The organism is Pedobacter sp. Leaf170, from assembly GCF_920984665.1.
GTDB lineage: Bacteria > Bacteroidota > Bacteroidia > Sphingobacteriales > Sphingobacteriaceae > Pedobacter.
On sequence record NZ_CAKLBP010000006.1, the window covers coordinates 228,731 to 242,199 of the forward strand.

Genomic DNA, 13,469 nt, shown 5'->3' on the forward strand with positions numbered 1-13,469 from the left:
TTTTTATTTATGGTTTAAAACCTATTCTACCAAGCCGTTGATTTGTGCGTATTGCAAAAGCATAATGGTTTTTCCGTCTTTAATTGCTCCGGTTTTTATCATATCCAAAGCTTTACTGAAGGGTAATTCTAAAACCTCAATATTTTCTTGTTCTTCGTGATGACCGCCACCTTCACTTACTTTCATATCTTTTGAATATTCTGCTACAAAAAAGTATAAAATTTCTGTAACCGAACCCGGCGACATATAGGCTTCAAACACCTTTTTCACATCCTTTATTTTATAGCCGGTTTCTTCTTCTGTTTCGCGTTTTATGGCTGTTTCAGGATTATCTTTATCCACTAATCCTGCACATGTTTCGATTAACATTCCATCGTTGTTGCCATTTATATATGTTGGCAAGCGGAATTGGCGGGTTAGAATTACAGTTCCATTTTCCTTATTGTAAAGCAAAATGGTTGCTCCATTGCCCCTGTCGTAAGCTTCTCGGTTTTGCGTTTGCACGGTACCATCTTTTTTATGGTATTCGAAGGTAATTTTATTTAAGGTGTACCAATTATCTGATAGAATTTCTGTGCTTAAAATTTTAATATTTTCGTTGCTCATGCGTTTGGGCTTTAAAACCAAATGTATTAATTTTTTAACCGTTGACTGAAGTCAACGGCAATGAAATGCAATGTGAAATTAACTAATGCTCATTTATATTTTTTTTAGATAAATTTTAAGATTAGTCTAATACAAAGATTTCTCCCCTTCGGTGGAAATGATGGTAGATTATGCGGATTGAATGTTTCCTCGCCGTCTTGTTTCAACAGACCGGATTTAGATAGATGCAGCAAGCAACCGTTAATACAAGGAACTAATTTGATTTATAAACCTGATAGCAGCGAAAATCCTTTTTGATGCAGATCTTCGACAAGATCAGACTGACATGAACAAAAAGATTGCAGCGAATAGCAGGAAGATACTTTAAAAAAATGATCTGCCACTGCTTTACAAGAAATCAAAAGAGTTAAACATTTGTCTATTTCGCTTTCCAAAAGAAATTAGCTTTTAAAATTCGTACTTTTGCAGCCGAAATGATTTCAATAAATAATTTAACATTCCTAATTGGCTCCAGAGCCTTATACGAAGAAGCAAATTGGCACATTAAACCTGGTGATAGAGCTGGTTTAATTGGTGCTAACGGAACCGGAAAATCGACACTTTTAAAGATTATTGTTGGCGAATATGCCCCAACTTCCGGAACGGTTTCTATGTCTAAAGACCTGAAAATAGGGTATTTAAACCAGGATTTACTTTCTTATGAATCGCATCATTCAATTTTGCATGTAGCTATGGAAGCTTTTGAGCGCCAAAACCAACTACATGATGAAATTGAAGAGTTGCTGAAGAAAATTGAGAGCGATTATAGCGAAGAGGTTTTAAATAAATTGAGCGATAAACAGCAGGAATTTGAAGCTTTGGATGGTTACAATATCGAATACAGAGCAAACGAAATTTTGGCCGGTTTGGGTTTTAGCACTGCAGACCAACATCGTCCGCTAAATACCTTTTCGGGAGGCTGGCGTATGCGTGTAATGCTTGCGAAAATTTTACTACAAACGCCTGATATTTTGTTGCTGGATGAGCCGACCAACCACATGGATTTACCTTCCATCAAATGGCTGGAAAACTATTTGGCAAGCTTTGAAGGTGCAATTGTAATTGTATCTCACGATAGATATTTCTTAGATAAAATTGTAAACCGTACGGTAGAATCGCGTAAAGGAAAATTAACAGTTTACGCTGGTAATTATAGCTTTTATGTAGAGGAAAAAGCTTTGCGTGGCGAAATTCAAAAGGGAGAATTTAAAAATCAGCAGGCCAAAATTAAGCAGGAAGAACGTTTAATTGAGCGTTTTAAGGCAAAAGCTTCGAAAGCAAAAATGGCGCAATCGCGTATGAAAGCTTTGGATAAAATGGAGCGTATTGATGATGTGGATGATGATAACCCAACGGTAAATTTCAGCTTTAAATTTACTAAACCTTCCGGCCGACATGTTGTGCGTATTGAGCATGCAACGAAGCATTACCCAAATGTTCATATTTTGGAAGATGCTGAAGCTGTGATTGAAAAAGGCGATAAAATTGCCTTGATTGGTGCAAACGGTAAAGGTAAATCTACGTTATTGAGGATGATTGCCGGAACGGAGAAATTTGATGGTTTCTGCGAAACTGGTCATAATGTTACCACAACTTTTTTTGCTCAGCACCAGTTGGAATCTTTACATCTTGAAAATGCAATTTTGGAAGAATTACAGGCCTTTGCGCCTAAACATTCGGATACGGAATTGCGTAGCATTTTAGGCTGTTTCTTATTTACCGGCGATGATGTTTTTAAGAAAATTAAGGTTTTATCCGGTGGAGAAAAATCGCGTGTGGCTTTGGCTAAATCTTTAACCACAGATTCTAATTTCTTAATTCTGGATGAGCCAACCAATCACCTTGACATTCAATCGGTAAATATTTTGATTCAGGCTTTACAGCAATTTGAAGGTACTTTTATCGCGGTTTCACACGATAGGTATTTCCTTGATAATGTTGCTAATAAGATCTGGTTTATCGAAAATGAGCAAATCAAACAATATCCAGGAACTTATGCAGAATACGAAGAATGGAATAGTAAAAGGATAATTCCGGCTTCAAAACCAATTCCGGTAAAAATGCCAGAAAAAGTTAAGGAAGCTCCGAAAACGATAACTCCAAACGCAGCAAATCAATTAAAAAAATTAAATGACGAATTGAAAAAAGTGGAAGCTTTAATCGCAGAACAAGAAACAGCTGTGAAAAATATTGAAGCTGAACTTGCTGATGAAAATGTTTATGGCAAGGCCGATAAATTAGCCGAAACCAATAAAAGATACCTTGCTTCCAAACAAGATTTAGATAATAGCCAGGCTAAATGGGAAACCTTAGCCGGAGAAATTATGGAACTGGAAGGTTAACAAATTACGTCATTGCGAAGCCGATTTTTCATCGGTTATGGCAATCTTATAAATAGAAGCCGGAGAATTTTTCTGCGGCTTTTTTGTTGCCATGGAAACAGGTTACTAGCTTCGTTTGAGCCACAGATTAACAGATTTATTGGATAATAAGTTTTTGTCTTCTGCCACGGAAAGCTCGAAGGCACAGACCTATAGCCCAAAAACTTCCGTGTAAATCCGTGTTTCAGTGGCAATATTTTTTTGTCTTTTTTCTTTTTGCCAAGGAAATACAGAAGGCTCGGAGCTATAGCCCAAAAACTTCCATGTAAATCCATGCTTCCGTGGCAATATTTTTATCCTTTTTCTTTTTGCCACGGAAATACAGAAGGCTCGGAGCTATAACCTAATACTTCCGTGTAAATCCGTGTTTCAGTGGCAATCTTTTTTTGTCTTTCCCGACTCCATATCAAATCTTTTAAAATTGATTTATACTATGTACTTTTAGTTATGCAAAAACTAATCGCAGCACTTTTACTTTTCGTTTCTACCCTATCTTTTGCCCAAACAGAAAGCACATTTACCAACGATAATAAAATTTACCTGCCAAACATTAAAACAGTTTTATGTTATAATAGCAGTAAAGAACAGTCTATACCCATCATTCTTTTAAATTCTACTGAAACCATTTCTTTTAGCTTTGATGATTTATTAGGTGGCACCAAAAACTATTGGTACAGTATAGAACATTGCACATCAGATTGGCAAACATCCAAAATTTCTACACTCGATTATCTCGATGGCTTTAATGAAGACCGAATATTTAATTACAAATACTCATCAAACACCACCCGAAAATACACGCACTATGAATTAAGTTTTCCGAACAATCAGGTCAAACCTAAAATTAGCGGAAACTATATTTTAAGGGTTTTTGAGGATAATGATAAAAAGAAACCTGTAATCTCTCAAAGGTTTTATGTACTAGAAAATGTAATCGCCATCGCTGCAGAAATTACCAATCCTTTGCAGGTAGCCGATAGAAACTTGAAACAAAAGATAAATTTTACGTTAAATCACAACATTTCAATCGCAAATCCTTATCAGGATATAAAAACAATTGTGATGCAAAATTTTAATTATAATACTTTACAGATTAATAAAAGCCCATCTTTTGTGAGGCCAAATCAGCTTGTTTTTAATGATATTAATACAAATGATTTTTGGGCTGATAACGAATTTAGGAAGTTTGATACCAGAAGCTTACGTTATAAAGCGGGCAATGTTAAAGATATTTTTAGAGATAATGAATCGGTTAGCGTAATGCTTTTTCAGGATGCTCCAAGAAATAAAGAAGCCTTTGCAAATCAACTGGATGAAAATGGTAATTTCTACATCAGAAATACCGATGGTAGGGATGATAAAACGGAGGCTGAGTACTTGAGCGTACTTTTCACTTTAAATGCGCAAGCCCCATCTACCGCCGGAGATGCTTATGTTATCGGGCGTTTTAATAATTATACTTTATCTAAAGAAAATAAATTACTTTATGATGAAGGCCGAAAACAGTTTTACACTAACATATTACTAAAACAAGGACTTTACGATTACGAATATGCCTGGCTGGATAAAGCTACAAATACTGTAGAAACAAGATCATTCGAATGTTCATTTTTTCAAACCGAAAACACCTACCAGATTTTTGTTTATTACAGAAAACCGGGCGCCAGATGGGATACCTTAATAGGATTTACAAACTTATCTAACCGAATTACCGATAAGAGATAATTCAAAAACTACCTTATTTGTTACAAGATTTTTCTTCCTTTTAAAACATACTTCCTAAATTAGTAATACGATTTAGCGCAACTTAAGAAACATAAATCCCCACTAACCAACAATCATGTCTAAAAAAATAATTGCCATTGCCTTTTTATGCTTACCGCTAAGTTTTATTCAAGCTCAAACCAAATCATATACTCAAAATATAGAAGGAACATCGCTTCAATTTGATATGTTGGCTATCCCTGCCGGAACTTTTGATATGGGAAATAATGCAGGTGCTGCCGATGAAAAACCTGTGCACACAGTAAAACTTGATGCTTTTTGGATGGGAAAACATGAGGTTACCTGGAATATTTTCGAGCCATTTTTATATCGCGATTACGAATTAAAAGCCAGCAACGGGAAAATACCTGCAAATGTTGATGCAGTAACCCGACCCACCAAACCGTATTTAGATATGACCTTTGGTATGGGTAAAGAAAATCAGCCTGCTATTGCAATGACGCAATATAACGCTATACAATTTTGCAAATGGCTATACGCTCGTACAGGTGTATTTTATCGTTTACCAACCGAAGCCGAATGGGAGTATGCTTGCAGAGCAGGAAGTAAAACCAAATATGCCTTTGGAGATGATGAATCTAAATTAATGGAATACGGCTGGTATAAAGATAACAGCGAAAATAAAACGCATCCGGTAGGAAAAAAAAAACCAAATGCATGGGGTTTGCATGATATGCATGGTAATGTTGCCGAATGGACTTATGACCAATATCTGGAAAATTTTTATTCTCTTGCTAAAGATAAAGTTTCAGAAAATCCGGTTGCTAAACCAGAAAAGCTTTACCCAAACAGTGTACGTGGCGGCTCTTACGATGAAAGCGCCGACAAGCTGACCTCTTCAGTTAGATTAGCTTCAAGCCCTTCGTGGAAACAATTAGACCCACAAATTCCAAAAAGCAATTGGTGGTTTCCAGAAGCACCATTTGTTGGATTAAGATTGGTTAGACCAGTTACGCCTCCATCAAAGGAAGAAATTGATGCCTATTACAACAAAAAACCTATTGCAGATTATTAACCTAAACCAAATAAAACCACATGAAAAAATCTATTTCCTTACAAGAACGCCGTGAATTTTTAAAGGCATCGGCTTTACTTGCCGGAAGTGCAATGCTGAGTTCATTCCCGCTGGCTGGTGCTTATGCATCGGGTTCAGATACCATAAAAATTGCATTAATTGGTTGTGGTGATCGTGGTACGGGAGCTGCCTTTCAAGCTTTAAGCACAAAATACAACATTAAATTGGTTGCCATGGCCGATGCTTTTCAAGATAGAATTGATAAAAGCTATGAAGCCCTTTCGAGCAAATTTGCGGCTAAAATGGATGTTCCGAAAGAACGCCAGTTTGTAGGCTTTGATGCGTATAAACAAGCAATTCCACTGGCAGATGTGGTTCTATTAGTAACACCTCCAGGATTTAGGCCCATTCATTTTGAGGAAGCAGTTAAGCAAAACAAGCAAATTTTTATGGAGAAACCAGTTGCGGTTGATGCACCTGGAATAAGAAAAGTTTTGGCTGCCGCAGAAGAAGCGAAGAAGAAAAAATTAAACGTTGTGGTTGGATTACAGAGAAGATATCAAACCAATTATCGCGAAGCCATGAAACGCATTAATGATGGTGCAATTGGCGATATCATGTCGGGCCAGGTGTATTGGAACAGTGGCGGCGTTTGGGTTAACCCACGGAAAGCGGGCCAAACCGAAATGGAATATCAAATGAGAAACTGGTATTATTTTAACTGGTTATGCGGCGATCATATTGTAGAACAACACGTTCATAACCTTGATATTGCAAATTGGATAAAAAATGCACATCCTGTATCTGTACAGGGAACGGGCAGCCGGGCATGGAGAACCGGTAAAGATTATGGAGAAATTTATGATAACCATTCTATAGAACTAACCTACGCCGATGGTGCTGTAATTCACAGTCAATGCCGCCATTTTGAAGGTATTAGCAACCGTGTTGATGAATCTTTTATGGGTACGAAAGGTAAAATTTACTTATCAGGAAGTAACCAGGCCATAATGAAAGACTATAGCGGAAAAGAATTGTATAACCACAATACAAAAGGGAATGCAAACCCCTACCAAACCGAGCACGATGAACTTTTTGAAGCAATTTCAAAAGGCGAATATAAATTCAATAATGTTGAATATGCGGCAACCAGTACGTTTACTTCTATTATTGGTCGCTATGCAACTTATTCTGGCGAAACCATAAAATGGGATGAAGCATTAGCTGCAAATAATAGTTTAATGCCAGATAAATTTGCCTGGGATGCAATGCCAAAAGTATTGCCAGATGCAAATGGATTGTATCCATACGCAATGCCAGGAAAAACAAAAGTTCTGTAAATGCGATTGTTGCTGCTATTGCTTAATTTAATTTTGGTCAATCTTTTTTTTACAAAAAAAGAACTAAATAAATATGAATTAAATGGAATAGCGCAAGGCACAGACTATAGCATAATTTATTACGCAACAGATAGTTTAGTAAAGAAAAGCGATATTGATAGTTTATTGAATGTTATAGATTTATCAATGTCGCTTTATAAAAGCAATTCACTTATTTCAAAATTTAATTCGGGCAATGGCCCAATAAAAACGGATAAATTTATTGCAGATGTTTTGCAAAAAAGTATTGAAATAAACACCGATACAAAGGGCGCTTTTGATATTACCGTTGCACCATTGGTACAGGCATGGGGTTTTGGTCCGGCAGAGGAAAGACAAGAACCAGATGAGGCCGCAATTAAAGGTCTTCTGCATTGTGTAGGCATGAAAAACATCAGGCTAAAAAATGGAATGCTGAGTAAAACTAAACCTTGTGTTAAAATAGATTTAAACGGAATTGCTCAGGGATATAGCGTAGATTTAATTGCAGAATATCTGGAAGCGAATGGCATAACAAAATATATTGCAGAATTGGGCGGCGAGATTAGAGTTTCGGGACCAAAACCAGATGGTAACAACATCAAAATCGGCGTTGAAGGTCCGGATGCAAACGGAATACCCGTAATCAGGCACATTGTAGCCATAAATTCCGGGGCGATTACAACATCTGGCAATCATAGAAAATTTCACCAGTCGGGTTCTAAAAAAATCTCGCACCTTATAAATCCAAAAACCGGCTATCCACTAAATAATGAAATGATAAGTGTTACCGTTTATGCAAATGATGCCATTACAGCCGATGGTTACGACAATAGTTTAATGGCCATGCATATTAATGATGCTTTAAATTTCGTAGAAAAACACAAAAATATAGAAGCATACTTCGTTTATAAAAATACAGATGGTAAAATTACCGACACGCTTTCTACAGGCTTCAGGAAATTAATTTACATCGAAAATCAATCTAAAAACCAAACAGATGAAAAGAAGTGAATTTATTAAAAGCACTTTGCTCACAGCGGGTGCATTAACTACCGGAGGCACAATTACAAGTGCGTTTGCGTCTAACTCCAATCACAATTCTTTGGCCGATAAAACTTTCAATCTCGACTATGCACCGCACCAGGGCATGTTTCAAAATCATGCAGGCAAAAGTTTTTTAGATCAGATTCAATATATGTATGATAAAGGTTTCCGATCGATTGAAGACAATAGCTTTTTAGGCCGGAGCGTAGATGAACAGGAAAAAATTGGTAATCTCTTATCCAAACTTGGCATGAGAATGGGCGTTTTTGTTGTAGATGGCGGCGATAACTGGAAAACATCTTTAACAACAGGCAAAAAAGAATTCAAAGATAAGTTTATAGAAACCTGTAAAAAATCTGTTGAGGCCGCAAAGCGATGTAATGCGAAATGGCTAACAGTTGTACCAGGTTTTTACGAGCGTAATTTGCCATACGGTAATCAGTTTGCCAATGTAATTGATGCCATGCGTGCGGGTGCAGAAATTTTTGAGCCTCATGGCTTAATAATGGTTTTAGAAACCTTAAGTGATACGCCTGAACTTTTCCTTCAAAAAACAAATGAAACCTATGCGGTTTGTAAGGCGGTAAAAAGTCCATCGTGTAAAATTTTATACGATATTTACCACATGCAACGCACTGAAGGCGACTTAATTAAAACGATAGATAGATGTTGGGATGAAATTGCTTACATCCAGATTGGAGATAATCCGGGTAGAAAAGAACCAACTACCGGTGAAATCAACTATAAAAACATTTTCAAACACCTACACAGCAAAGGCTACAAAGGTGTTATGGGCATGGAGCATGGAAATTCAAAACCAGATAAAGCTGGCGAGCTAGAGGTAATCAAAGCTTATCGCGAAGTTGATAATTTTTTAGCTTGATAATAGATATAGCAGTTTTAAGGTTAACCATTTAAGAAATGTAAGTTTGAATAATTTACATTTCTTAAATGGTTATTCTTGCAAGGTTTATGCCTTTAAAACCCAAACAGAAACACTTTTACCATTGCAATGGAATTCGGCAAATCCATTTTCATCAATCATAATTTCGCCTTCTCTTTTGCCTAAAGCATCTACAAATGCTTTGCCAGCAAACTTTTGCCCAACTTCCATTTGTTTAAAACCTTCTTCGCCATTACTCATTAAAACAGCTAAGCCGCTATTTCCGTGTTCATCATCGCCTTCTCTTGTCCAGCCGATGCAATTTCCATGATCTAAATATTCTCTTTGCAAGCCATAAGCATGGCTGGCACGCAATTTACTCATCATTTCAACTTCCGGAATAATCGCTAAGTCTATATGTGTGTCTTCCCCTTCTGGGTTTTTATCGTCGTAAATGCCACCGTAAACATCCGGAAAAAACAGACAAGGAATGCCTTGCTCTCTAAGTAAAATTATAGAATAAGCAAGCGGTCTGAACCAAAATTCTACATAAGATTCTAAGGCTTGCAAAGGTTGCGAATCATGATTATCAACAAAAGTAACCGCTAAAGCCGGGTTAATCTGAACCAAAGTATTATCTAAAATGGTTCGCATATCAAACTCACTTTCTTCCTTACTTGCCGTATAAAAATTTTGGTGTAAAAGCGAATCAAAAATCTGTGTTCTGCCTCCTGTGGTGTCAATATATTCCAATTGACCTTCAATATCAGAAACGTTCCAATCCTCTGCAACAACAAAAAATTGGCGGTTAAACTTTTGATTTAAATGATCCAGCCACTCGATAATAAAATCCGGATTGATGTGTTTTACGGCATCAAGTCTAAAACCATCAACTTTTGTCGTTTCCACATACCATTCGCCCCAATATTTTAATTCATCAATCACCGCCTGGTTCCTATAATCAATGTCGTTGTACATTAAATAATCATAGTTACCGAGTTCAGTAGATGGCACTTTTTCAAAGCCTTCTCCTAAATGATTTTGAATGGAATAAATAGCCGTTTCTTTTATGTCTTCTGCCCAATCTACACCGCTAAAACATAAATGGTCCCAAATAAATTCAGAGTATTTGCCTTGTCGGCCTGGAAAAGTAAATTTTGTCCAGGCTTCAATTTCAAAAACATCACTTGTAAATTCTTCTCTATTATCTGGGTTTACAGTTCTAACCTTCACTTTTTCAAGCTCGTCGCCACCTGCCTTATGGTTAAAAACAATATCTGCTACAACGCTAATTTCATTTTCGTGTAAAGCATCAATAGCTTTTAAATATTCTTCTTTATTACCGTATTTGGTATTTACACCACCCTTTTGGTCAAATTCCCCTAAATCAAACAAATCATAAACTGCATAACCTACATCGTAGGCTGCATTATTCGATTTGTAAGCCGGCGGCATCCAAACCATAGTAACACCAATTTCTTTTAAGTGCGTAGCCTCGTTGGCAACTTTGGTCCACAAATTTTGTTCTTCGTTATAATACCAATGGAAAAATTGGATGATTGTTTGATTTTGCATTAATTCGCTTTTTTTTTATGCTAAGATAACAGGATAGCACATCAATTGTTTTTCAAATTATTATCACAAAATTCATTTGTTTTTTTTGGAAATGTAAGCCACCAAATCATCGGCAATTGCAGCCCCGCTTTCGCTAATAGCCGCTCCCGAAGAAACCTGTGCAACAAGCAAGCACACCTTAAAAATGTAAATTCTGTGCTTAAATCGGGATTGCGGGCTATTCCGCTCAATCTGGTTTATTTAACTCAAGTTTTTCGTCCTTTTGATGGGTTTAAACCACGCCCTGCCACTCCTAAATTTAAGAAAGGAGTTGGAAGGAAGTTATCTTATCCGTCACTCCCACAATGGCCAGAATCCTAAAGCACAACAACTTAAATCATACTACATATCAGTATGCCCATTAAAGCCAAGTGTGACCGTACGAGAGCGAAACTAATTTTAAAAATGGCGAATTAAATTACTTTTCAAATGTTTAAAGCCATTATAGCGCATTTTTATTAATTTCGCCCAATTATGAGTTTGAAAAAGAAATTTGCGAAAGAGAGTTTTACAATAATGAATGAATTGGTGTTGCCAAACGATACCAATACATTAAACAATTTAATGGGCGGACGTTTGCTGCATTGGATGGATATTGCAGCAGCAATTTCTGCTCAAAAGCACTGTAACCGCATTGTTGTAACGGCTTCTGTAGATAATGTTTCTTTTAAGCACCCAATAAAACTGGGCGACGTAATTACTATTGAAGCCAAAGTTACAAGGGCATTTAACACCTCGGTTGAGGTACGTTTAGATGTTTGGGCAGAAAATATTCCGAGTGGTGCACGCCAGAAAAGCAACGAAGCATATTATACTTTTGTAGCGGTTGACCAAAGTGCCCGCACCATTCCTGTACCTGAGCTTTTACCCGAAACTGAAGAAGAAATTGCACTTTTTGATGGCGCATTAAGACGCAGGCAGTTACGCCTCGTTTTAGGTGGAAAAATGAACCCTGATGATGCAAGTGAATTGAAAGCTTTATTTTTCAAATCGTAAATTTTACATAAATTTTCTTTCTTGTTAGGCTGATTGTCTTATTTTAGCAAACCATCATTCGCTAAAAATATGACAACATACACCATACTTATTATTTTAAGCGGATTAGTTATTTTTTCTTATCTGTTTGATTTAGTGGCTAGTAAAACCAAAATTCCTTCGGTTTTACTTTTGCTTTTACTCGGAATCGGGCTCCGTTTTTTAGTTGATTACCTTAAAATTCACACCTTCAATTTTCTCTCGGTTTTGCCAACTTTAGGTACTGTTGGACTAATTTTAATTGTATTTGAAGGTTCTTTAGAACTTAAATATGATAGAGAGAAGAATAAAATTATCAAGAGTGCATTTCTTTCTGCACTAACCATTTTGCTTGGCACAACAACCATAATCACACTAATTATTTATCAAATTTCGCATCGAGATTTATATTCATGCATTGCAAATGCAATTCCATTTAGCGTAATCAGTTCTGCAATCGCCATACCATCGGCCGCTGCCCTTGGTAAACATGATAGAGAATTTGTAATCTATGAATCTTCTTTTTCGGATATTTTAGGCATCATCATCTTTAATTTTGCCATTAGCAATCAATCTATTACGCCTTCGGCATTTATCGGCTTAGGTTTAAGCACCTTTCTTATCATATTGCTTTCGGCAATTGCCTGCGTGGTTCTATTGTATATAATGGGTAAACTTTATCACCACATAAAATTTTTCCTAATTATTTCGATACTTATACTGGTATATGCCATCGGACAATCGTACCATCTTTCTTCTTTGGTACTGATTTTAAGTACAGGTTTGTTTTTAAATAATGCTGATGCAATTCAAAATGCCTGGTTTAGAAGTGTTTTTTTGTATAAAAATTTAACCGCAGATTTATCTCAGCTCTACCAACTCTCTGCAGAAAGTGCGTTTATTTTAAGAACATTCTTCTTCGTAATTTTTGGATTTACAATGAACATACACGAACTGAACAACTTACCTATTATCACTAATGGATTATTTATCCTTTTAGCCATTTACTTAATCAGATTGTTCTTTTTAAAGGTATTTAAGGATGGAAATATCACGCCAATCTTATACATCGCACCACGCGGATTGATAAGCATATTGCTGTATTTTAACTTACCAACATCATTAAAAATGCCGGAAGTTGGTACTTCCTTCCTATTTTTAGTAGTTTTAGGAACCAGTATTTTTATGACTTTTGGCTTAATGCTTAGCAAAAGAAAAGCAGCAGAAACTGCTGCTTAAAACTAACTGCCCATTTCCAGAATTTTATCAAATTCTTCGGCTTTTAAGGGCATTACAGATAATCGGCCCTGACGAACCAAAGAAATATCTTTAAGGCTTTCTTCGGCTTTTATTTGCTCCAGAGAAACCGGATTTTTTAAGGACTCTATAGGTACTAAATCAACTACAACCCAGTTTTTATCTTCAGTTGTTGGGTCTTGATAAGATTCTTTAACAACTTTTGCTACACCAACAACATTTTTGCCTTCGTTGCTATGATAAAAAAGAACCAAATCGCCTTCTTTCATATCTCTTAAATTATTTCGGGCCTGGTAGTTTCTTACACCATCCCAAAATGTTCTTCCATCTTCATTAAATTTCTCCCAGCTGTATTTAAATGGCTCTGATTTTACTAACCAATGTTGTGCTTTAGACATGTTTTAATTGTTTGTGCAAAAATAATAATCTAAAACGAACCAACGTACATTCTTGCTTTTAAATAAAGTTTC

General features: G+C 36.3%; 11 protein-coding genes. 8 read left to right on the forward strand and 3 right to left on the reverse strand.

Features of this window, described 5'->3' with window-relative positions:
• Positions 1 to 21: 21 nt before the first annotated feature.
• Positions 22 to 606, reverse strand: a complete 585-nt coding sequence (nudK, locus tag LUA90_RS15260) for a GDP-mannose pyrophosphatase NudK (protein WP_231465058.1) — start codon at positions 604 to 606, stop codon at positions 22 to 24.
• A gap of 473 nt (positions 607 to 1,079) precedes the next feature.
• On the opposite strand from nudK, the gene LUA90_RS15265 reads away from it, so the two are divergent.
• From LUA90_RS15265 to LUA90_RS15290, 6 genes are all read left to right on the forward strand, one after another.
• Positions 1,080 to 2,987 carry an ABC-F family ATP-binding cassette domain-containing protein gene (locus LUA90_RS15265; protein WP_231491506.1) on the forward strand — a complete coding sequence of 636 codons (1,908 nt, stop codon included), beginning with the start codon at positions 1,080 to 1,082 and terminating at the stop codon, positions 2,985 to 2,987.
• Positions 2,988 to 3,473: 486 nt separating this feature from the next.
• Positions 3,474 to 4,751, forward strand: a complete 1,278-nt coding sequence (locus LUA90_RS15270) for a DUF5103 domain-containing protein (RefSeq protein WP_231491507.1) — start codon at positions 3,474 to 3,476, stop codon at positions 4,749 to 4,751.
• Positions 4,752 to 4,866: 115 nt separating this feature from the next.
• Complete coding sequence (locus LUA90_RS15275) at positions 4,867 to 5,826, forward strand: SUMF1/EgtB/PvdO family nonheme iron enzyme (protein ID WP_231465052.1); 960 nt, start codon at positions 4,867 to 4,869, stop codon at positions 5,824 to 5,826.
• A 20-nt stretch (positions 5,827 to 5,846) separates the two neighbouring features.
• Positions 5,847 to 7,166: a Gfo/Idh/MocA family protein gene (locus LUA90_RS15280; RefSeq protein WP_231465050.1), complete on the forward strand. Its 1,320-nt coding sequence runs from the start codon at positions 5,847 to 5,849 to the stop codon at positions 7,164 to 7,166.
• Positions 7,167 to 7,199: 33 nt separating this feature from the next.
• Positions 7,200 to 8,198, forward strand: a complete 999-nt coding sequence (locus LUA90_RS15285) for an FAD:protein FMN transferase (protein ID WP_231465048.1) — start codon at positions 7,200 to 7,202, stop codon at positions 8,196 to 8,198.
• Positions 8,185 to 9,114 (forward strand): hydroxypyruvate isomerase family protein, encoded by a 930-nt coding sequence (locus LUA90_RS15290; RefSeq protein WP_231465046.1) that lies wholly within the window; start codon positions 8,185 to 8,187, stop codon positions 9,112 to 9,114. Before LUA90_RS15285 ends, LUA90_RS15290 begins: the two co-directional genes overlap by 14 nt.
• Positions 9,115 to 9,201: 87 nt before the next feature.
• On the opposite strand, the gene LUA90_RS15295 is transcribed toward LUA90_RS15290, so the two are convergent.
• Positions 9,202 to 10,689, reverse strand: a complete 1,488-nt coding sequence (locus tag LUA90_RS15295) for an alpha-amylase (RefSeq protein ID WP_231465044.1) — start codon at positions 10,687 to 10,689, stop codon at positions 9,202 to 9,204.
• Positions 10,690 to 11,202: 513 nt separating this feature from the next.
• Here LUA90_RS15295 and LUA90_RS15300 point away from each other — a divergent pair.
• Together LUA90_RS15300 and LUA90_RS15305 are read left to right on the forward strand one after the other, a co-directional pair.
• Complete coding sequence (locus tag LUA90_RS15300; RefSeq protein WP_231465042.1) at positions 11,203 to 11,724, forward strand: acyl-CoA thioesterase; 522 nt, start codon at positions 11,203 to 11,205, stop codon at positions 11,722 to 11,724.
• Positions 11,725 to 11,793: 69 nt separating this feature from the next.
• Positions 11,794 to 12,981, forward strand: coding sequence for a cation:proton antiporter (locus tag LUA90_RS15305; protein ID WP_231465040.1), 1,188 nt, complete (start codon positions 11,794 to 11,796; stop codon positions 12,979 to 12,981).
• Between the two features lie 2 nt (positions 12,982 to 12,983).
• Here LUA90_RS15305 and LUA90_RS15310 read toward each other — a convergent pair whose 3' ends face one another.
• On the reverse strand, positions 12,984 to 13,397 hold the full coding sequence (locus LUA90_RS15310) for an EVE domain-containing protein (protein WP_231465038.1): 414 nt from the start codon (positions 13,395 to 13,397) through the stop codon (positions 12,984 to 12,986).
• Positions 13,398 to 13,469: the final 72 nt, after the last annotated feature.